The organism is Cronobacter sp. HA18006 (assembly GCF_011605445.1).
GTDB classification, from domain to species: Bacteria; Pseudomonadota; Gammaproteobacteria; order Enterobacterales; family Enterobacteriaceae; genus Cronobacter; species Cronobacter sakazakii.
Genome location: NZ_JAANQB010000023.1, coordinates 329,395 through 348,648 on the forward strand (window position 1 = coordinate 329,395; position 19,254 = coordinate 348,648).

Here is a 19,254-nt window from a genome sequence, read left to right on the forward strand (position 1 = left end):
ACTCCCTGAAGCGGCGGGGCAAGGCTCCGCCTGGCAACGTTAACCGCGAAACTGCGAACGCGGCATGATATTGACCGTTTCGTGCAGCTCAGACCACACCAGAACGGCTTCGCCACTTTGCAACTGACGCCGCACGTCGGCGACCTTTTGCTCAAGCGAGCGTTCATGTTCACCATAATCGGTGCCTTCGCGCAAGACGAAGGCTTCAATCAGGCGCTCCAGGGTGTCGGGCGCGATCTCTTGCCAGGGAATGATCATTTATCGGTCCAGATAAGACGTTAACCAGTCAGGAATGCGCTGTTCCAGCCACATTTTGGGCTGACGCAGCGTGCCGCCGACAAAGCCCACGTGACCGCCATGCTCTGTCAGTTGATATTCAATATTAGCAGGCAGCGTGGTGGTGTCGGGGATCACGTGATGATCCATAAACGGGTCGTCTTTGGCGTGGATAATCAGCGTCGGACGGGTGATGCTGGCGAGACGCGGCATCGCGCTGCACTGGCGATAGTAATCGACGGCATCGCTAAAACCGTGAATTTTCGATGTAATCAAATCATCGAAATCGCGGATGCGGCGCAGGCGCTTAAGCTGGGCGAGCTCAATCGGCAGCGTGCCGGGCCAGGCCTTCAGCTTGCGGGTGGCGTTGGCTTTCAGCAGGTTTAGCAAATAGAACTGATAAAAGCGTGAAAAGCCTTTTTCCATATGGTTGCAGCAGTGTTCGAGCATAAACGGCGCGGACACAATCACGCCTGCCGTCAGCGGGAAGCTGGCGTCAATCTCCGCCATCAGGCAGCCGAGCATATTGCCGCCGAGCGAATAGCCCACCGCTGCCGTCGGCACGGTGCCGTAGCGCTCATCCAGCCAGCGCAGGAAAAAGGTGCCGTCTTCGGTTTCGCCCGAATGATAGATGCGCCCCAGTTTGTTTGGCACGCCGCTACAGCCGCGAAAGTGCATCACCACGCCGAGCCAGCCGCGCGCTTTCGCCGCATGGATAAGGCCGTGGGCGTAAGGGCTGTGCAGGCTGCCTTCCAGACCGTGAAACACCACCAGACGCGGTTTATGACGCGCCTGGTCAGGGTTTTCGCTAAACGCCAGGTCGACAAAATCGCCGTCCGGCAGATCCAGACGCTGCCAGTGCGGCTCAAACTGCAAACGGCGGCGCAGCACGCGCGGCAGCATGGTTTGCAGGTGTGGATTGCTGACTCCCGGCATTGGCTGAAAGTGTGAGGAATCGGTGTTCAGTGCAGGAAGTTCTGCGGGAGTAATGTCGGCCATAGCTGATGTCTTTTATTAGTTCGCTAATTACTATACCGGTTGTGATTCATTTTGTTGATGCTTTGGTGCGGATCACTCGGCCAGTAAATTACGCGAGAACAGGTGAATATCGGCATCCGGCTTGCGTCGCCAGAGCCTGGCCTTACGCGCGCCGGTGGCGACGCTCTCGCCGGTCTCTTCAAACATGCCGGACGCCTCAAAGCGCCGGATAAGGCTTTTACGCTGGATGGGCTGGCCGAGAATAATCTCCGTCGCCTCCTGAAGCTGGCTCAGCGTAAAACACTCCGGCAGACAGTAGACCGGCAGGAGCGAATACATCGTTTTCTGGCGCAGGCGGCGCAGCGCGGCCTCGATAATCGTCTGGTGATCGAACGCCAGCTCGATAGCGTCAAGCTCCGCCACCGGCACCCACTGCGCATCGCTGACGGAGGCGATATGCGGCTGACAGTCGACCCAGGCGATAAGCGCAAACCAGGCGGTGGTGAGGCTCCAGCCGCGCGGGTCACGATCCGGGCCGGAAAACGTCTCCAGTTGCTCCAGCCAGGACGGGCGCACGCCGGTTTTTTCGGTCAGCTTACGCAGCGCCGTCGCGTGGGTGGAATCATCTTTCTGCATATCGATAAACCCGCCGGGCAGCGCCCAGCGGCCCTGCTGCGGCTGACGGGCGCGCTGTACCAGCAGCACGCAGAGCGCCTGGTCATGCAGGGTGAACAGCACGCTGTCGACGGTCACCAGCGGGGAAGGGAACCGCGCAGGGTCATAAGTTTCCAGATATTCCGCTTCAGTGGTCATGCGCCGCTCCGTTTAATTGTCTCAGAGACAAGTTTAACAGCCCTGAACGCCGGGACAAAGCAAACCTGTAATGTTTTAATTTTCAGCGACATGCTTTTTTTTAGCCAGCGCGGCGAAAATTTCGCTTGCTTATTAGTGTCTCTTGGACAATATTAAATGTGTCACAAGGACATAAACTAATTAACCGGGGGCGAAAATGATGCAGCCGCAACTGATGGTAGACGGACAAGAGATTGCAACACAGACCGGGCGTTTTCCTGACGGCGCCGTGTGGGCGAAAGTGACCGGCGCACTGCCGCGCGTCGCCTCGCTGATGCGTATTCGCGCCGCCGCCATGAAAACGATGGACGATTTCATGCTGCTGGCGCAGCTTACCGACGCGGTGCGCCAGCACTGTGACGTGCGCTTCAGCCATCTGGAACTGCCGTGGCTGCCGTATGCCCGCCAGGACAGGCACATGCAGCCGGGTGACAGCTTCGCGCTGAAAGTCTTCGCCCGCCAGCTGAACACCCTCGGTTTCGATAAAGTGATCGTACTTGACCCGCACAGCGAAGCCGCCGCTGCCGCGATTGAAAATCTGGTGGCTATCCCGCAGGAGCGTTGCCTGTTACAAAGCAAGACGCTGGAGCGCGCCCTGAAGGCTGGCGAGTTAATGCTGGTGGCACCCGATGCCGGGGCGCTTAAAAAAATCCATGCCGTCGCGCAGGCGGCGGGCGTTCATGAATTTGCCATTCTGACCAAACATCGCAACGTCGCGACCGGCGAGCTGACCGGTTTTCGCCTGGTGGACGGCGACGTGAAAGGCAAAGCGGTGCTGATTGTGGACGATCTCTGCGACGCGGGCGGCACGTTTATCGGCTCAGCACAGGTACTGCGTGACGCCGGGGCAAGCAGCGTCAGTCTCTACGTCACCCACGGCGTGTTTTCTAAAGGCGTCGAAAACCTGCTGAATAACGGCATTGATAAGCTGTATACGACCACCTCCTTCGCGCCCGCTGAACTGGCGCAGGAACGGGTAGAAATGATTGATATCAATACAATTTATAACGCGTAAGGAGAAGGGCGATGAACATGAATCCGATTCTGGCTATTGATGGCTACAAAGTGTCGCACCGCGAGCAGTATCCGGCAGGCACCACTAAAGTCTATTCCAACTTTACGCCGCGCAGCGACCGCCATTTCCACTCTCCTGTCGCGGACGGCAAACTGGTGTTCTTCGGCCTGCAGGGATTCCTGCAATGGTTCCTGGTCGATCTGTTTAACGAGCAGTTCTTCGCGCGCCCTGAGGCGGAAGTGGTAGATGAGTATCAGGCGGTGATGGACAGCTATATCGGCAAGGGCGCTGTCAGCGCGGACCACATTCGTGCGCTGCATCAGCTCGGTTATCTGCCGCTGCATATCAAAGCGCTGGATGAAGGCAGCAAAGTGGCGATGAAAGTGCCGGTGCTGACCATTACCAATACCCTTCCGGAATTCTTCTGGCTGGTGAACTACCTGGAAACCGTGCTCTCGGCGGAGCTGTGGAAATCCTCCACCAACGCCACTATCGCGCATCACTACCGGACTATCTGCGAGCGTTGGGCAGAGAAAACCTGCTCTGACGTAAGCCACCTCGATTTTCAGTGCCACGATTTCTCGTTTCGCGGCATGTCCGGCCTTCAGGATACCGCGCAGGCGGGCTGCGGCCACCTGCTGAGCTTTAAAGGCACCGATAATATTCCGTCGATGCTCTACGCCCGCGATTACTACACCCAGGGCCAGGAGTGCTTTATTGCCGCGTCCATTCCGGCGACCGAGCACAGCGTGATGTGCATGGGTGAAAAAGAGAGCGAAATCGAGACGTTCCGCCGCCTGATTTGCGATCTCTACCCGAACGGCTTTGTCTCGATTGTCTCGGACACCTGGGATTACTGGCGCGTTATCACGGAATATACCCGTGAGCTGAAAACGCAGATTATGGCGCGTGAAGGTCGCGTGGTGTTCCGCCCGGACAGCGGCGACCCGGTGGAGATCCTCTGCGGCACCGGTGCCGATGACGACACGCGCGCCGATCGCACGCCGGAAGAGAAAGGCTCTGTAGAAGTGCTGTGGGAAATTTTCGGCGGCACCGTGAATGACAAAGGCTTCAAAGTGCTCGACCCGCATGTGGGGCTGATTTACGGCGATTCCATTACGCTTGAGCGCGCCGAAGAGATCCTGCGCCGTCTGGCGGCGAAAGGCTTCGCCAGCTCTAATGTGGTGTTCGGCGTCGGTTCGTTTACCTATCAGTACAACACCCGCGATACCTTCGGGTTTGCGATGAAAGCGACATACGGCGAAGTGAACGGCGTGGGCCGCATGATTTTCAAAGAGCCGAAAACCGACAGCGGACTGAAACGCTCAGCGCGCGGGCTGCTGCGCGTCGAGCGTGACGACAACGGCGACTATCAGCTGTTTGACGAACAGACGCTGGAACAGGAACAGCAGGGTGAACTGAAAACCCGTTTCCTGAATGGCAAACTTCACGGCGTGGAGCATCTGGAAACCCTGCGCCAGCGCCTGGCGGCGCAGCGTTAATTCCGCCTGCCGGGCGTTCGCGCCCGTGTGGTATCCCTTCTGACGGCGCCTGTGTATGCAGGCGCACATTCATTAAATTACACGTAACCGTCGGTTTTCAGCATTTTGTCGAGCGTGCTCATTTCAATGGCGAGTTCGGTCTTATCGTTTTCTAACAGGCGGGCATGATGCTGGCTGAAGGCGGAATGTAGTGTTTTCAGCATGGCGGCGCTGCGGGCGTTAATTTCAGCGGCGTCGCTATTCTCCACTTGCTGCTCCACAAGACGATGGCTTTTCAGCGTAATCTCTCTTACCGCAGGCAAATAGCGCTGCAGGAATTTGGTTCCCGGCTCCACATCCTTAGGATCGGTTTCAATACAGTGCATGATCAGATGCGTGTAATTGATGATGCCGTCAATTTCCGTCTGCAGCTCCGGTGCCAGTCCTTGTAAAGAGACCAGATAATTGATCTCACGTTGAGGGTCGAACTCGGCAGACGACTTCTGCACTGCCTGAGGTTGCCCGACGACGGGCGAGGCCGTTTTCCCGAAGCGTTTATTTTTGAATGCTGCGATGCGCTGGCGAAGGGCATTGTAAATCGGCGTCCAGCCCATCCCGATGGCGACAAGGGCGACGGCGAAAATCAGATACCCTGGCGATAATGACTGCGTGTCAAAAGCCTCGAAGTAAGCCTGACAGGCTATCCCACCAAGGACGAGATACCAGATATAGACTTTTTGAAAGGGCTTCAGGTTGCGCAGGAGATAGGTCACCAGCGCCACGCTGCCTGCCCAGAAGGCGAAGCCGGCATTCGCCCCCGGCCAGAAAAGCCCCGCAAGCACACCGACGGTAAACGCCACGCGATCGTAAAACAGCGTGCGGGCAAGCAGGATAAACCCCATCCAGCACGAAACAGAAAGCGCGCTCCTGAAGGCATCGGAGGTGTCATGCGTTCTTGCTACGGCATCCGCCAGCTGTGTTGTCACGAAGCTTGAAGAAAATAGCAGAATAAACAGCTGGATAACGACACGCTTCCAGCGTTTGTTATGAAACGCGTCTAAAAAAGTAGCCATGCTTTTTCTCATCACATACGGGACGCGGCGACATCCGCGTCCGGCGGGAAAGATTTATGCCTGATGCGCGGTGCTGCTGGCGATATTTGACAGGCGCGTGCGCAGTTCGTCTTCCATCACAGAGAGCTCTTTTTCAACGCTCTGACGGCTTGCGCGGGCATTGCTGGCGATAGCGACAGACTCTTCAAGGGTCGTTAACAGGCGAGTATGGACATCGCGTAGCGTGTCGATATCCACGACAGAACGTTCCACTTCGCGAGCCGTTTCTATTGTGCCGGTCTGAAGCAACTCTGCGTTGCGGCGCAGCATGTCATTGGTGGTATCTGCGACATCTTTCTGCAGTTTTGTCGCCTGCCGCTGGGTATTCAGCGACAGCGCCAGCACCAGTTGGGTTTTCCACACCGGGATGGTGGTAAGCAGGCTGCTCTGGATTTTCTCCGCCAGCGACTGGCTGTTGCTCTGCATCAGGCGAATCTGTGGCGCGGTCTGGACGGCAATCGTGCGGGAGAGCATCAGATCATGCAGACGACGCTCAAAGCGTTGAATATTGGCGGCCAGGTCGCGCGCGGTCTGCATCTGCAGTGCATCACCAGACGCGCCTTGCTCCGCAAGCGGCAAATCGGTGTTTTGCAACTGAGCGATTTTTAGCTTGCCGGCGATAATATGCAGATTGATTTGCTGGTAATAGTCGCGATTGCGAATAAAAAGCTGCTCGAGCGTGGAAATATTACGCAGTAAATCGACCATCGCGTCTTCGAGCTTACCGGAGATGTTTTCCACCTGACGGGCCAGCGTTTGATAGGTTAATAGCGTGCGCTCAAGGCGATTAAAGAGTTTGCCGACCAGGGGCACGGAAGCCAAAAAGCCCGGTTTTTCGCTGAAAGCGGTTAAATCGACCTCTTTAACCTTACTCAGCAAGTCGGTCAGCTGTTCGCCCACGACGCCAGCATCCTTCGCCTGCACCTGTTCAAGCAGGGCATCGGAAAACCGGGAGATCTCACCCATGGTTTTCGCACCCCAGGAAAGCGACATCACGGGATCGGTAATGTCTATCTGGTTGACGAGCTTTTCGACTTCCTGCTGTTGTTCAGGGGTTAATACTTCCCCTGCAGGTAAAATATCTTGCATCGCCGCCGGCAGGGGCGACAGGTCAGTGACCGGGGTCGTATCTGTCATTAACGGTTTCCTTTTTATCGTCGCCACGGCGGCGGCAGTATTACCCCGACGCCTGGCAGGCAGGGGAGAGTCATCAGACAGAGCGACAGTTTTTATCGACGGGCTAAGGGATAACCGCGCTGCATAATACGCGTTGCCTGTGTGCAGAATGCCTGGAGAGTAAGCAAAGATGATCTTTGTTTCAACGGTTTTGAAAGGGTATTAATTGCCGTATGCAATTGGCATATTTCTGAATGTGCGTCTCAGGGCGGTATAACGCGTAATCAAAGACGGCCCGCTGCGCCGGGTTTACAAGTTTTGTCTGCGCCCGACGCAGCCCTTGCCACGCTGGCAGGCGGGCTGCCAGCGCGGGAGGTTATGGCTGATTTAACATCTGCTCCAGCGATTCCTGGGCGTCCAGCCAGGCCATTTCGCACTCTTCCAGCGCAGCTTTGGTCTTCGCCTGCGTTTGCAGACACTCATTCATCTCCGCTTTGCGAGCCGGATCGTAAATGGCGCTGTCGGCGAGTTTCTCCTCGACGCTTGCAAGCGTGGCGTTGAGCTTTTCCATCTCCTTTTCCAGACGCGTTATCTCTTTACGCAGCGGTTGCGTCTGGGTGCGCAGCTCCGCCTCGCGGCGCTTCTGATCTTTACGCGCCTGCGCGCTGTTGCCGTTTTCTTTCTCGCGGCTGGCGTCGTCGCTCTGGCTCTCCTGCTTCTGCACGTCGCTGAGCCATTGCTGATAATCGTCCAGATCGCCGTCGAACGGTTCGACTTTGCCGTCGTGCACCAGATAGAGATCGTCGGTGGTGGAGCGGATCAGGTGGCGGTCGTGCGAGACCACGACCAGCGCGCCTTCGAATTCTATCAGCGCGTCGGTCAGCGCCTGGCGCATGTCGAGATCCAGGTGGTTGGTCGGTTCATCGAGCAGCAATAGATTAGGGCGCTGCCAGACGATCAGCGCCAGCACCAGACGCGCTTTCTCGCCGCCGGAGAACCGCTCGGTAACTTCCGTGACTTTATCGCCCTGGAAGCCGAAGCCGCCGAGATAGTCGCGCAGCTGCTGTTCGGTTTCACGCGGGGCGATGCGCGCCAGATGCTGCAACGGCGATTCGTCGGCGCGTAAAAACTCCAGCTGATGCTGCGCGAAGTAACCAAGCTTGATGCCTTTGGCAAGCCCAATGTCACCGCTGACTGGCGCAAGTTCGCCCGCCAGCAGTTTGATGAGCGTCGATTTGCCTGCGCCGTTGCGCCCCAGCAGACCGATGCGCGAGCCAGGCACCAGGTTGAGTTTGATAGAGTTCAGAATGATGCGTTCGCCATAACCGGCGCTGACTTTTTCCATTTTCAGCAGGGGATTAGGCAGGCTCTCCGGCGCGCGGAAGCTGAAGTGGAATGGGTTATCCACGTGGGCAGGCGCAATCAGCTCCATGCGCTCCAGCATTTTAATGCGGCTCTGCGCCTGCTTCGCCTTAGACGCTTTCGCTTTAAAGCGGTCGATAAAGCTTTGCAGATGCGCGACGCGCTGCTGCTGGCTTTCATACGTTGCCTGCTGCTGGGCAAGACGCGTGGCGCGCTGGCGCTCGAACGAGCTGTAGTTGCCGGTGTACTCGAACATATTTTGCTGTTCGATATGAATGATTTTGTCGACTACCGGATCCAGGAAATCGCGGTCGTGCGAGATGAGAATCAGCGTGCCGTTATAGCTTTTCAGCCATTTCTCCAGCCAGATGACCGCGTCGAGATCGAGGTGGTTGGTCGGTTCGTCAAGCAGCAGCAGATCGGAGCGGCAAATCAGCGCCTGCGCGAGGTTAAGACGCATGCGCCAGCCGCCGGAGAAATCGCTCACCGGGCGCGTCAGCTGTTCATTGCTGAAGCCCAGCCCGTGCAGAAGGCTCGCGGCGCGCGAGCGAATGGTCCAGGCGTCGATGGCGTCCAGCTTGCCGTGGGCCGCGGCGATGGCGTGACCGTCGTTGCGCTCGGTGGCGTCGTTCAGTTCACGCTCAAAAGCGCGGTATTCGCGGTCACCGTCAATCACATACTCCATCGCGGGCTGCGCGAGCGCGGGCGTTTCCTGATTTACCCAGGCGAGCTGCCAGGTGCCGGGAAAGGTGAAGCTCCCGCCGTCGGCGCTTATCTCGTTTTTCAGAAGCGACAGGAGCGTGGATTTGCCACAGCCGTTTTTGCCGACCAGGCCCACTTTCTGGCCCGGATTGATCGTGGCGGTGGCGTTGTCCAGCAGCACGCGGGTGCCGCGACGAATTTGTAACGAGGAGAAAACAATCATAAGGCGCCGTAGATTCAGACTATGTTAAATTGTCATTATATTCATGTAACGTGATGCTTTGGGCACCGCGTGGGGCCGCCATGGTAGCCCAAAATAGTAACAATGACGACGCCCTGGAGGGGAATGATGTCACAGACAGCGAAAGTTTTGCTGCTGTATGCCCATCCGGAATCTCAGGACTCGGTGGCCAACCGGGTTTTGCTTAAGCCGGCTCTGCAATTACCTAATGTCACGGTGCATGACCTCTATGCCCACTATCCCGATTTCTTTATTGATATCAGCCATGAGCAGGCGTTGCTGCGCGATCACGATGTGATTGTTTTTCAGTTCCCGCTTTATACCTATAGCTGTCCGGCGCTGCTAAAAGAGTGGTTCGACCGCGTGTTAAGCCGCGGTTTCGCGAGCGGCGTGGGCGGCAATCAGCTTGCCGGCAAATACTGGCGCTGCGTCATTACGACCGGCGAGCCGGAGACGGCCTATCGCCCGGACGGGTTTAACCGCTACGCCCTGAGCGACATCCTGCGGCCTTTCGAGCTGACCGCCGCCATGTGCCGTATGCACTGGATGACACCGCTGATTATTTACTGGGCGCGGCGTCAGTCGCTTTCCGAACTGGCGTCTCATGGCCGCGCGTATGAACGCTGGCTGGCGGACCCGTTAACGCCGGGAGGCTTTTGATGGAAGGTTCGGATCTGCTGCTGGCAGGCATTCTGTTTCTTTTCGCCGCGGTGGTGGCGGTGCCGATCGCGGCGCGCCTGGGGATCGGCGCGGTACTCGGCTACTTGCTGGCGGGAATTGCCATCGGCCCGTGGGGGCTTGGCTTTATCAGCGACGTCGACGAGATCCTGCACTTTTCAGAACTCGGCGTTGTGTTTCTGATGTTCCTGATAGGGCTTGAGCTGAACCCGTCAAAACTCTGGAAACTGCGGCGCTCTATTTTCGGCATTGGTGCAGCCCAGGTGTTGTTAAGCGCCGTGGTGCTGGCGGGGCTGCTGATGCTCACTGATTTCGCGTGGCAGGCAGCCGTGGTAGGCGGTATCGGCCTTGCGATGTCGTCTACCGCGATGGCGTTGCAGCTGATGCGCGATAAAGGCATGAACCGCACCGAAGGCGGCCAGCTAGGATTCTCCGTGCTGCTGTTTCAGGATCTCGCGGTGATCCCGGCGCTGGCGATGGTGCCCCTGCTGGCGGGCAACGGTGATGAACACCCGGACTGGCTGAAAATCGGCATGAAAGTGCTCGCGTTTGCCGTCATGCTGGTGGGCGGGCGTTATCTGCTGCGTCCGGTGTTTCGGTTTATTGCCGGTTCCGGCGTGCGCGAGGTGTTTACCGCCGCCGCGCTGCTACTGGTGCTGGGCTCCGCGCTGTTTATGGATTTGCTTGGGCTTTCCATGGCGCTCGGCACGTTTATCGCGGGCATTCTGCTGGCCGAGAGCGAATATCGCCACGAACTGGAAATCGCCATCGAGCCGTTCAAAGGCCTGCTGCTGGGGCTGTTTTTTATCTCCGTCGGCATGGCGCTGAACCTGGGCGTTCTCTATACCCATATTTTGTGGGTCGTGATGAGCGTGGTGGTGCTGGTGAGCGTCAAAATGGCGGTGCTGTATGGTCTCGGGCGTTTTCAGGGGCTACGGCGCACCGAGAGGCTGCCGTTCGCGGGCGTGCTGAGCCAGGGCGGGGAGTTCGCGTTTGTGCTCTTCTCCAGCGCCTCGTCGCAGAAGCTTTTCCACAATGACCAGATGGCGCTGCTGCTGGTGACGGTAACGCTCTCGATGATGACCACGCCGCTGGTGATGAAAGGCATCGACCGGCTGCTGGCGCGCCACTTTAACGTACCGGATGAAGACGCTGAAATGCCCTACGTGGAAGATGATAAACCGCAGGTGATTATCGTCGGCTTCGGGCGTTTCGGGCAGGTGATTGGCCGCCTGCTGATGGCCAACAAAATGCGTATTACGGTGCTGGAGCGCGACATCAGCGCGGTCAACCTGATGCGAAAATATGGCTATAAGGTTTACTATGGCGACGCCACCGAGCTTGAGCTGTTGCGCGCCGCCGGGGCCGAATCGGCGCAGTCTATTGTCGTCACCTGTAACGATCCGGAAGATACGATGCGCATCGTGCATCTCTGCCAGCAGCACTTTCCGCAGATGGAGATCCTGGCGCGGGCGCGCGGGCGCGTTGAGGCGCACGAGCTTTTGCAGGCCGGCGTGAAGCAGTTTTCGCGCGAGACGTTCTCCAGCGCGCTGGAGCTTGGCCGTAAAACGCTGATTTCGCTAGGCATGCATCCACATCAGGCGCAGCGCGCACAGCTCCATTTCCGCCGTCTTGATATGCGGATGCTGCGCGAACTGATGCCGGTACATACCGATAACGCGCAAATTTCCCGTGTCCGCGAGGCGCGTCGCGAGCTGGAGGAGATTTTCCACCGTGAGATGCAGCAGGAACGACGCCAGCTCGATGGCTGGGACGAATTTGAATAGAAGGTGAACCTATGGCTGTGCGTAAACGTTTTATTGCCGGGGCCGTCTGCCCGAAATGCCAGGCGCAGGATTCTCTCGCCATGTGGCGTGAAAATCAGGTCGATATTGTCGAGTGCGTAAAGTGCGGGCATCAGATGCGCGAGGCGGACAAAGAAGTTCGCGAGAAGGTTCGCAAAGATGAGCAAGTCATAGGGATTTTTCATCCCGACTAGCGAGATGCCCCAGGTTTCTTTAAGCTAAAGGGTACACAGGCGTCGATTTGGGCTACAATCGGCGCCAGTCTTTTTTCCTCACTCAGGAGATATCATGAAAGTAGCAAAAGACCTGGTGGTCAGCCTGGCCTATCAGGTACGTACAGAAGACGGTGTATTGGTTGATGAGTCTCCGGTGAGTGCGCCGCTGGACTACCTGCATGGTCACGGCTCCCTGATTTCCGGCCTGGAAGCAGCGCTGGAAGGCCATGACGTTGGCGATAAATTCGATGTGAACGTAGGCGCTAACGACGCTTACGGCCAGTACGATGAAAACCTGGTACAGCGCGTACCGAAAGACGTCTTCATGGGCGTTGACGAGCTGCAGGTTGGCATGCGCTTCCTGGCGGAAACCGATCAGGGCCCGGTACCGGTAGAAATTACCGAAGTGGGCGACGACCACGTTGTGGTTGACGGCAACCACATGCTGGCGGGCCAGAACCTGAACTTCAACGTGGAAGTCGTTGCTATCCGCGAAGCGACCGAAGAAGAACTGGCTCACGGCCACGTTCACGGCGCGAACGGCCATCATCATGACCACGATCACGACCATGACGGTTGCTGCGGCGGTCACGGCCATAGCCACGACCACGAGCACGGTAAAGGCGGTTGCGGTAACGGCGGCTGCGGTTGCCACTAAGCCTGATAAAAAAGGGGCGCTCCGGCGCCCCTTTTTACTGCCCGCGATTTACCCGTCAGTAATGCGGCGGCGGCGTTTCTTCTGCCTGCGATGCGATCATTGACGGCTGCGAGGCTTTGATTTTCTCCACCATAATTTTGAGCTGTTCGCGCATCTTCGCGAGCTCCAGCTCATGCTTTGTGATGGCGGCGTTTAAGTCTTCAATAGTGGTTTCCTGAAACGCCAGCCGGCTCTCCAGTTCAGCGATACGATGTTCAGTCGATTCGTTGTGCATGATGTTTCCCCCTTTGCGTCGCGATTCTACGCAACTTTTCCGGATTCTGCCGGGTTGCTTCAACAGAAAGAAACTTATTTAAACAAATTAAGTCTGAAATAACGCCCGAAACGGAAAAGTGGTTATGTTGATTTCCGCTGCGACGTTTTATAGTACGACTTTCGTTTTTAAGATAACCCTGGGGTGAGAGGCCCCAACCCTGGAGATAATGGATGAAATCACTGTTTAAAGTAACGCTGCTGGCGACCACGATGGCTGTGGCGTTCAACGCGCCTCTGACTTTTGCTGCGCCAGCCGCACAGCAGCAGACGCCTGCTGCCGCTGACAGCAAAGCTGCATTCCAGAACGACGATCAGAAATCGGCTTACGCTCTGGGTGCATCACTGGGCCGTTACATGGAAAACTCCCTGAAAGAGCAGGAAAAACTGGGCATCAAACTGGATAAAAACCAGCTGATCGCCGGTGTCCAGGATGCGTTTGCTGATAAGAGCAAACTCTCTGACCAGGAAATCGAGCAGACTCTGCAGGCTTTTGAAACTCGCGTAAAAGGCGCCGCTCAGGCGAAAGTCGAGAAAGACGCGACTGAAAACGAAGCGAAAGGCAAAGCCTTCCGTGACAAATTCGCCAAAGAGAAGGGCGTGAAGACCTCTTCTACCGGCCTGCTGTATAAAGTTGAGAAAGAAGGTACCGGCGCTGCGCCGAAAGAGAGCGACACCGTTGTGGTTAACTACAAAGGCACGCTTATCGACGGCCAGGAGTTCGACAACTCTTACAAGCGTGGCGAGCCGCTCTCTTTCCGTCTTGACGGTGTGATCCCGGGCTGGACCGAAGGCCTGAAAAACATTAAGAAAGGCGGCAAAATCAAGCTGGTCATCCCGCCTGAGCTGGCTTACGGCAAAAACGGCGTTCCGGGTATTCCGGCTAACTCCACCCTGGTGTTTGACGTAGAACTGCTGGATATCAATCCGGCGGCGAAAGCAGACGCCGCACCGAAGGCCGCCGCGGGCGATAAAGCCGACGACGCTGCCAAAGCGAAGTAACGCTTCGCAGACCGCCGCCTCCGGGCGGCGGTTTTTTTTATCCGTGCCACGTATAATAAAAGCTGGCTAGTGTTGCGCCCGCTGTATTACTTTAGCGAGTTACGTAACAACTGAATGATGAGTCTGCCCAGACCTTGAGAGACGACAGGCTCGCTGTAAAGGGTGGTATGTTTTCATGTCCAATTCGCTATTAACCAATGAGGCCAGCGAACTCGATCTGCTGGATCAGCGTCCCTTCGAACAGACCGACTTTGATATTTTGCGTTCCTACGAAGCGGTCGTGGACGGGTTAGCGATGCTCATCGGCTCCCACTGTGAAATTGTGCTGCATTCCCTGCAGGATCTGAAATGCTCGGCTATCCGTATCGCTAACGGCGAACACACAGGACGCAAAATCGGCTCGCCGATTACCGATCTGGCACTGCGTATGCTGCACGATATGACCGGCGCTGACAGTAGCGTCTCAAAGTGCTATTTCACCCGCGCGAAAAGCGGTGTTCTGATGAAATCGGTGACTATCGCTATTCGTAACCGGGAACATCGTGTGATCGGTCTGCTGTGCATTAACATGAACCTGGATGTGCCGTTCTCCCAGATTATGAGCACCTTTGTACCGCCGGAAACGCAGGAAGTGCCGTCTTCCGTAAACTTTGCCTCGTCCGTGGAAGATCTTGTGACCCAGACGCTGGAGTTCACCATTGAAGAGGTGAACGCGGATCGCAATGTCTCGAACAACGCCAAGAACCGGCAGATTGTCCTTAACCTTTACGAGAAAGGCATTTTTGATATTAAAGACGCTATTAATCAGGTGGCCGACCGGCTGAATATCTCCAAACACACGGTTTATCTGTATATCCGTCAGTTTAAGAACGGTGATTTTCAGGGGCATGAACGTTAATGCGCTTTGCCCTGATGGTGACCGGCCCGGCCTATGGCACGCAACAGGCGAGCAGCGCCTTGCAGTTTGCGAAAGCGTTGCTGGCAGAAGGCCACAGCCTTGAGAGCGTCTTTTTTTATCGGGAAGGGGTCTATAATGCGAACCAGTTCACGTCGCCCGCAAGCGACGAGTTCGATCTGGTGCGTGCCTGGCAACAGTTGCACGATGAAAACGGCGTCGCGCTGCATATCTGCGTGGCGGCTGCGCTGCGTCGCGGCGTGACGGATGAAAATGAAGCGCGAGCGCAGGGGCTGCCTGGTGCGAACCTTCAGCCCGGCTTTCAACTGAGCGGCCTGGGCGCGCTGGCCGAAGCCGCGCTGACCTGCGACAGAGTGGTAGAGTTTTAATGAAACAGGTGGCTTTTGTCTTTACCCAGGCACCGCATGGCACCTCGGCGGGCCGCGAAGGGCTCGACGCGCTGCTGGCGATGTCTGCGTTAACGGAAAAGATTGGCGTCTTTTTTCTGAGCGACGGCGTTTTTCAGATTCTGCCAGGTCAGCATCCACAGGCGGTCCTGAGCCGCGATTATATCTCTACGTTTAAAGTTCTGCCGTTGTACGATATTGAGCGCTGCTATATCTGTCGGGAATCGCTGCAGGAGCGCGGGCTTAGTGAAGAACACGCCTTTGTGATTGATGTCGAGGCGCTGGACGCCGCAGCGCTGCGCGAACGCCTCGATGATTACGACGTCGTGCTGACATTTTAAGGAACGCCATGTTGTATACGCTTTCTCGCTCGCCCTGGCAGGTGGATATTCACGCGCTGCTGCGCCTTGTGCGTTCGGGCGATAACATTCTTCTGATGCAAAACGGCGTGGTCGCCGCGCTTCACGACAGCCGCTATCTCGCCGCGCTGCTGGCGTCGCCCGCCCGGGTTGTCGCCTTAGAAAACGATGTGGAAGCTCGCGGACTTGCCGCTCAAATTTCGAGCAGCATCGATACGATTAGCTATACTGAGTTCGTCAACCTTACCGTAAAACACGCAAGCCAGATGGCCTGGTAACGTGCAAACGCTGTATATTTCTTGACACCCTTAAAGCACAGCCCTAAAATTCCGCGTCCTCATATTATATGAGGGCGATTTATTACGTGTTTACGAAGCAAAAGCTATAAAACCAGGAGCTATTTAATGGCAACAGTTAACCAGCTGGTTCGCAAACCTCGCGCTCGCAAAGTTGCTAAGAGCAACGTGCCGGCGCTGGAAGCTTGCCCGCAAAAACGTGGTGTATGTACTCGCGTATATACCACCACTCCGAAAAAACCGAACTCCGCACTGCGTAAAGTATGTCGTGTTCGTCTGACTAACGGTTTTGAAGTGACTTCCTACATCGGTGGTGAAGGTCACAACCTGCAGGAGCACTCCGTGATCCTGATCCGTGGCGGTCGTGTTAAAGACCTCCCGGGTGTTCGTTACCACACCGTGCGTGGCGCGCTTGACTGCTCCGGCGTTAAAGACCGTAAGCAGGCTCGCTCCAAGTATGGCGTGAAGCGTCCTAAGGCTTAATGGTTCTCCGTTAAGTAAGGCCAAACGTTTTAACTTTAATGTCAAACTAAACTCGTAGAGTTTTGGACAATCCTGAATTAACAACGGAGTATTTCCATGCCACGTCGTCGCGTCATTGGTCAGCGTAAAATTCTGCCGGATCCGAAGTTCGGATCAGAACTGCTGGCTAAATTTGTCAATATCCTGATGGTAGATGGTAAAAAATCTACTGCAGAATCAATCGTATACAGCGCGCTGGAGACCCTGGCTCAGCGCTCTGGTAAATCTGAACTGGAAGCTTTCGAAGTCGCTCTCGAAAACGTGCGCCCGACTGTAGAAGTTAAGTCTCGCCGCGTTGGTGGTTCTACCTACCAGGTTCCGGTTGAAGTCCGTCCGGTTCGCCGCAATGCTCTGGCAATGCGTTGGATCGTTGAAGCTGCTCGTAAACGCGGTGATAAATCCATGGCTCTGCGCCTGGCGAACGAACTTTCTGATGCTGCAGACAACAAAGGTACTGCAGTTAAGAAACGTGAAGACGTTCACCGTATGGCAGAAGCCAACAAGGCGTTCGCACACTACCGCTGGTAATCCCTGCGGCATGTTAGTCACCAGACGGGCGCTTCAGGTAAGCCGCCCGCTCTGGGTAACTTATCCTGAACGCCTAAGGCAATAGAGGAATCAAATGGCTCGTACAACACCTATTGCACGCTACCGTAACATCGGTATCAGTGCGCACATCGACGCCGGTAAAACCACTACTACCGAACGTATTCTGTTCTACACCGGTGTAAACCACAAAATCGGTGAAGTTCATGACGGCGCCGCAACTATGGACTGGATGGAACAGGAGCAGGAGCGTGGTATTACCATTACCTCCGCTGCGACTACCGCATTCTGGTCTGGTATGGCTAAGCAGTATGAACCGCACCGTATCAACATCATCGACACCCCGGGGCACGTTGACTTCACCATCGAAGTAGAACGTTCCATGCGTGTCCTTGACGGTGCGGTAATGGTTTACTGCGCAGTTGGTGGTGTTCAGCCGCAGTCTGAAACCGTATGGCGTCAGGCTAACAAATACAAAGTTCCGCGTATTGCGTTCGTTAACAAAATGGACCGCATGGGCGCGAACTTCCTGAAAGTTGTTGGTCAGATCAAAACCCGTCTGGGCGCGAACCCGGTTCCGCTGCAGCTGGCGATTGGTGCTGAAGAAGGTTTCACCGGTGTTGTTGACCTGGTGAAAATGAAAGCCATCAACTGGAACGATGCAGACCAGGGCGTAACCTTCGAATACGAAGATATCCCGGCTGACATGCAGGACCTGGCTGACGAATGGCACCAGAACCTGATCGAGTCCGCAGCTGAAGCTTCTGAAGAGCTGATGGAGAAATACCTGGGTGGTGAAGAACTGACTGAAGAAGAGATCAAAAAAGCTCTGCGTCAGCGCGTTCTGAACAACGAAATCATCCTGGTAACCTGTGGTTCTGCGTTCAAAAACAAAGGTGTACAGGCGATGCTGGATGCGGTAATTGATTACCTGCCATCCCCGGTTGACGTACCTGCGATCAACGGTATCCTGGACGACGGTAAAGATACTCCGGCTGAGCGTCACGCTAGCGATGAAGAGCCGTTCTCTGCACTGGCGTTCAAAATCGCTACCGACCCGTTCGTTGGTAACCTGACGTTCTTCCGCGTGTACTCTGGTGTGGTTAACTCTGGTGATACCATCCTGAACTCCGTGAAATCCGCACGTGAGCGTTTCGGTCGTATCGTTCAGATGCACGCTAACAAACGTGAAGAGATCAAAGAAGTTCGTGCAGGCGACATCGCGGCTGCTATCGGTCTGAAAGACGTGACCACTGGTGACACCCTGTGTAACCCGGATCATCCGATCATTCTGGAGCGCATGGAGTTCCCAGAGCCGGTAATCTCTATCGCGGTTGAACCGAAAACCAAAGCTGACCAGGAAAAAATGGGTCTGGCTCTGGGCCGTCTGGCTAAAGAAGACCCGTCTTTCCGCGTATGGACTGACGAAGAATCTAACCAGACCATCATCGCTGGTATGGGTGAGCTGCACCTCGACATCATCGTTGACCGTATGAAGCGTGAGTTCAACGTTGAAGCTAACGTAGGTAAACCTCAGGTTGCTTACCGCGAAGCGATTCGCAGCAAAGTTACCGACATCGAAGGTAAACATGCTAAGCAGTCTGGTGGTCGCGGTCAGTACGGTCACGTTGTGATCGACATGTACCCGCTGGAGCCGGGCTCTAACCCGAAAGGTTACGAGTTCATCAACGACATTAAAGGTGGTGTGATTCCTGGCGAATACATCCCGGCCGTTGATAAAGGCATCCAGGAGCAGCTGAAGTCTGGTCCGCTGGCAGGTTACCCGGTAGTAGACATCGGTATCCGTCTGCACTTCGGTTCTTACCACGACGTTGACTCCTCTGAACTGGCGTTTAAACTGGCAGCTTCTATCGCCTTTAAAGAAGGCTTTAAGAAAGCAAAACCAGTTCTGCTTGAGCCGATCATGAAGGTTGAAGTAGAAACTCCGGAAGAGAACACTGGTGACGTTATCGGTGACTTGAGCCGTCGTCGCGGTATGCTGCGTGGTCAGGAATCCGAAGTAACTGGCGTTAAGATCCACGCTGAAGTTCCGCTGTCTGAAATGTTCGGATATGCAACTCAGCTGCGTTCTCTGACCAAAGGTCGTGCATCATATACTATGGAATTCCTGAAGTATGATGATGCGCCGAACAACGTTGCTCAGGCCGTTATCGAAGCCCGTGGCAAATAAGCCTTAGGGTTAAAACCAAAGTCCCGTGCCCTCTCGGCGAGGGGGCACTATAGTAAGGAATATAGCCGTGTCTAAAGAAAAATTTGAACGTACAAAACCGCACGTCAACGTCGGTACTATCGGCCACGTTGACCATGGTAAAACAACGCTGACCGCTGCCATCACTACCGTTCTGGCGAAAACCTACGGTGGTTCTGCTCGTGCATTCGACCAGATCGATAACGCGCCGGAAG

Annotated in this window: 22 protein-coding genes; 15 read left to right on the top strand and 7 right to left on the bottom strand. The window is 55.8% G+C overall.

The features are described from left to right. Positions 1–39: 39 nt before the first annotated feature. The 3 genes from G9X48_RS17855 to G9X48_RS17865 all read right to left on the bottom strand — a co-directional run bounded on the left by G9X48_RS17855 (position 40) and on the right by G9X48_RS17865 (position 2,067). Positions 40–258 carry a YheU family protein gene (locus G9X48_RS17855; RefSeq protein WP_004386598.1) on the bottom strand — a complete coding sequence of 73 codons (219 nt, stop codon included), beginning with the start codon at positions 256–258 and terminating at the stop codon, positions 40–42. Further along, on the bottom strand, positions 259–1,275 hold the full coding sequence (locus tag G9X48_RS17860) for a hydrolase (protein ID WP_050488307.1): 1,017 nt from the start codon (positions 1,273–1,275) through the stop codon (positions 259–261). A 72-nt stretch (positions 1,276–1,347) separates the two neighbouring features. Continuing rightward, positions 1,348–2,067, bottom strand: a complete 720-nt coding sequence (locus G9X48_RS17865) for an NUDIX domain-containing protein (protein ID WP_004386600.1) — start codon at positions 2,065–2,067, stop codon at positions 1,348–1,350. 196 nt (positions 2,068–2,263) lie between these two features. Here G9X48_RS17865 and prs point away from each other — a divergent pair, with 196 nt between their 5' ends. After that, positions 2,264–3,121, top strand: a complete 858-nt coding sequence (prs, locus tag G9X48_RS17870; protein ID WP_097641851.1) for a ribose-phosphate diphosphokinase — start codon at positions 2,264–2,266, stop codon at positions 3,119–3,121. 11 nt (positions 3,122–3,132) lie between these two features. Then, positions 3,133–4,623 carry a nicotinate phosphoribosyltransferase gene (locus tag G9X48_RS17875; RefSeq protein ID WP_097641850.1) on the top strand — a complete coding sequence of 497 codons (1,491 nt, stop codon included), beginning with the start codon at positions 3,133–3,135 and terminating at the stop codon, positions 4,621–4,623. Between the two features lie 77 nt (positions 4,624–4,700). Here G9X48_RS17875 and G9X48_RS17880 read toward each other — a convergent pair whose 3' ends face one another. From G9X48_RS17880 to G9X48_RS17890, 3 genes are all read right to left on the bottom strand, one after another. Continuing rightward, positions 4,701–5,675, bottom strand: coding sequence for a 5-bromo-4-chloroindolyl phosphate hydrolysis family protein (locus G9X48_RS17880; protein ID WP_097641849.1), 975 nt, complete (start codon positions 5,673–5,675; stop codon positions 4,701–4,703). 54 nt (positions 5,676–5,729) lie between these two features. Next, positions 5,730–6,851 carry a toxic anion resistance protein gene (locus G9X48_RS17885; RefSeq protein ID WP_012126414.1) on the bottom strand — a complete coding sequence of 374 codons (1,122 nt, stop codon included), beginning with the start codon at positions 6,849–6,851 and terminating at the stop codon, positions 5,730–5,732. Between the two features lie 355 nt (positions 6,852–7,206). Continuing rightward, on the bottom strand, positions 7,207–9,117 hold the full coding sequence (locus G9X48_RS17890) for an ABC transporter ATP-binding protein (RefSeq protein WP_007899711.1): 1,911 nt from the start codon (positions 9,115–9,117) through the stop codon (positions 7,207–7,209). 126 nt (positions 9,118–9,243) lie between these two features. Here G9X48_RS17890 and kefG point away from each other — a divergent pair, with 126 nt between their 5' ends. From kefG to slyD, 4 genes are all read left to right on the top strand, one after another. Next, entirely contained in the window at positions 9,244–9,795 is a 552-nt protein-coding gene (gene kefG, locus G9X48_RS17895) for a glutathione-regulated potassium-efflux system ancillary protein KefG (protein ID WP_004386606.1), read from the top strand. After that, complete coding sequence (gene kefB, locus G9X48_RS17900; RefSeq protein WP_004386607.1) at positions 9,795–11,600, top strand: glutathione-regulated potassium-efflux system protein KefB; 1,806 nt, start codon at positions 9,795–9,797, stop codon at positions 11,598–11,600. Before kefG ends, kefB begins: the two co-directional genes overlap by 1 nt. An 11-nt stretch (positions 11,601–11,611) precedes the next feature. Further along, positions 11,612–11,812 (top strand): YheV family putative zinc ribbon protein, encoded by a 201-nt coding sequence (locus G9X48_RS17905; RefSeq protein WP_004386608.1) that lies wholly within the window; start codon positions 11,612–11,614, stop codon positions 11,810–11,812. Positions 11,813–11,906: 94 nt separating this feature from the next. After that, complete coding sequence (slyD, locus tag G9X48_RS17910; protein ID WP_004386609.1) at positions 11,907–12,491, top strand: peptidylprolyl isomerase; 585 nt, start codon at positions 11,907–11,909, stop codon at positions 12,489–12,491. Between the two features lie 55 nt (positions 12,492–12,546). Here slyD and G9X48_RS17915 read toward each other — a convergent pair whose 3' ends face one another. After that, positions 12,547–12,765, bottom strand: a complete 219-nt coding sequence (locus G9X48_RS17915; protein ID WP_007778724.1) for a SlyX family protein — start codon at positions 12,763–12,765, stop codon at positions 12,547–12,549. Between the two features lie 212 nt (positions 12,766–12,977). Between G9X48_RS17915 and fkpA the strand changes: the two genes are divergently transcribed. The 9 genes from fkpA to G9X48_RS17960 form a co-directional block, all read left to right on the top strand. Next, positions 12,978–13,805: an FKBP-type peptidyl-prolyl cis-trans isomerase gene (gene fkpA, locus G9X48_RS17920; protein ID WP_004386611.1), complete on the top strand. Its 828-nt coding sequence runs from the start codon at positions 12,978–12,980 to the stop codon at positions 13,803–13,805. A 175-nt stretch (positions 13,806–13,980) separates the two neighbouring features. Beyond that, a complete protein-coding gene (locus tag G9X48_RS17925; protein WP_004386612.1) occupies positions 13,981–14,703 on the top strand; it encodes a transcriptional regulator in 723 nt (240 codons plus the stop codon). After that, a complete protein-coding gene (gene tusD / locus G9X48_RS17930; protein WP_007871518.1) occupies positions 14,703–15,089 on the top strand; it encodes a sulfurtransferase complex subunit TusD in 387 nt (128 codons plus the stop codon). Before G9X48_RS17925 ends, tusD begins: the two co-directional genes overlap by 1 nt. Next, entirely contained in the window at positions 15,089–15,448 is a 360-nt protein-coding gene (gene tusC, locus G9X48_RS17935; protein ID WP_038878861.1) for a sulfurtransferase complex subunit TusC, read from the top strand. Before tusD ends, tusC begins: the two co-directional genes overlap by 1 nt. An 8-nt stretch (positions 15,449–15,456) precedes the next feature. Continuing rightward, on the top strand, positions 15,457–15,744 hold the full coding sequence (gene tusB / locus G9X48_RS17940; protein WP_007871517.1) for a sulfurtransferase complex subunit TusB: 288 nt from the start codon (positions 15,457–15,459) through the stop codon (positions 15,742–15,744). A 126-nt stretch (positions 15,745–15,870) separates the two neighbouring features. After that, positions 15,871–16,245, top strand: coding sequence for a 30S ribosomal protein S12 (gene rpsL / locus G9X48_RS17945; protein WP_000246815.1), 375 nt, complete (start codon positions 15,871–15,873; stop codon positions 16,243–16,245). 96 nt (positions 16,246–16,341) lie between these two features. Then, the gene (gene rpsG / locus G9X48_RS17950) at positions 16,342–16,812 is read left to right on the top strand and encodes a 30S ribosomal protein S7 (RefSeq protein WP_001138042.1); all 471 of its coding nucleotides are present in this window, start codon (positions 16,342–16,344) and stop codon (positions 16,810–16,812) included. Between the two features lie 94 nt (positions 16,813–16,906). Next, a complete protein-coding gene (gene fusA, locus G9X48_RS17955) occupies positions 16,907–19,021 on the top strand; it encodes an elongation factor G (RefSeq protein ID WP_004386616.1) in 2,115 nt (704 codons plus the stop codon). A gap of 67 nt (positions 19,022–19,088) precedes the next feature. Continuing rightward, the coding region (locus tag G9X48_RS17960; protein ID WP_227514874.1) for a GTP-binding protein at positions 19,089–19,254 on the top strand (166 nt) is incomplete at its 3' end.

What these genes read in the sequence shown, in the direction of transcription:
- G9X48_RS17905 (WP_004386608.1), top strand. Translation starts at nt 11,612, where the DNA reads ATGGCTGTGCGTAAACGTTTTATTGCCGGGGCCGTCTGCCCGAAATGC.
- tusC (WP_038878861.1), top strand. Translation starts at nt 15,089, where the DNA reads ATGAAACAGGTGGCTTTTGTCTTTACCCAGGCACCGCATGGCACCTCG.
- G9X48_RS17925 (WP_004386612.1), top strand. Translation starts at nt 13,981, where the DNA reads ATGTCCAATTCGCTATTAACCAATGAGGCCAGCGAACTCGATCTGCTG.
- G9X48_RS17875 (WP_097641850.1), top strand. Translation starts at nt 3,133, where the DNA reads ATGAACATGAATCCGATTCTGGCTATTGATGGCTACAAAGTGTCGCAC.
- G9X48_RS17915 (WP_007778724.1), bottom strand. Translation starts at nt 12,765, where the DNA reads ATGCACAACGAATCGACTGAACATCGTATCGCTGAACTGGAGAGCCGG.
- G9X48_RS17865 (WP_004386600.1), bottom strand. Translation starts at nt 2,067, where the DNA reads ATGACCACTGAAGCGGAATATCTGGAAACTTATGACCCTGCGCGGTTC.
- rpsG (WP_001138042.1), top strand. Translation starts at nt 16,342, where the DNA reads ATGCCACGTCGTCGCGTCATTGGTCAGCGTAAAATTCTGCCGGATCCG.
- kefB (WP_004386607.1), top strand. Translation starts at nt 9,795, where the DNA reads ATGGAAGGTTCGGATCTGCTGCTGGCAGGCATTCTGTTTCTTTTCGCC.
- G9X48_RS17890 (WP_007899711.1), bottom strand. Translation starts at nt 9,117, where the DNA reads ATGATTGTTTTCTCCTCGTTACAAATTCGTCGCGGCACCCGCGTGCTG.
- slyD (WP_004386609.1), top strand. Translation starts at nt 11,907, where the DNA reads ATGAAAGTAGCAAAAGACCTGGTGGTCAGCCTGGCCTATCAGGTACGT.
- G9X48_RS17885 (WP_012126414.1), bottom strand. Translation starts at nt 6,851, where the DNA reads ATGACAGATACGACCCCGGTCACTGACCTGTCGCCCCTGCCGGCGGCG.
- kefG (WP_004386606.1), top strand. Translation starts at nt 9,244, where the DNA reads ATGTCACAGACAGCGAAAGTTTTGCTGCTGTATGCCCATCCGGAATCT.
- fkpA (WP_004386611.1), top strand. Translation starts at nt 12,978, where the DNA reads ATGAAATCACTGTTTAAAGTAACGCTGCTGGCGACCACGATGGCTGTG.
- G9X48_RS17880 (WP_097641849.1), bottom strand. Translation starts at nt 5,675, where the DNA reads ATGGCTACTTTTTTAGACGCGTTTCATAACAAACGCTGGAAGCGTGTC.
- rpsL (WP_000246815.1), top strand. Translation starts at nt 15,871, where the DNA reads ATGGCAACAGTTAACCAGCTGGTTCGCAAACCTCGCGCTCGCAAAGTT.
- G9X48_RS17855 (WP_004386598.1), bottom strand. Translation starts at nt 258, where the DNA reads ATGATCATTCCCTGGCAAGAGATCGCGCCCGACACCCTGGAGCGCCTG.
- prs (WP_097641851.1), top strand. Translation starts at nt 2,264, where the DNA reads ATGATGCAGCCGCAACTGATGGTAGACGGACAAGAGATTGCAACACAG.
- tusD (WP_007871518.1), top strand. Translation starts at nt 14,703, where the DNA reads ATGCGCTTTGCCCTGATGGTGACCGGCCCGGCCTATGGCACGCAACAG.
- fusA (WP_004386616.1), top strand. Translation starts at nt 16,907, where the DNA reads ATGGCTCGTACAACACCTATTGCACGCTACCGTAACATCGGTATCAGT.
- G9X48_RS17860 (WP_050488307.1), bottom strand. Translation starts at nt 1,275, where the DNA reads ATGGCCGACATTACTCCCGCAGAACTTCCTGCACTGAACACCGATTCC.
- tusB (WP_007871517.1), top strand. Translation starts at nt 15,457, where the DNA reads ATGTTGTATACGCTTTCTCGCTCGCCCTGGCAGGTGGATATTCACGCG.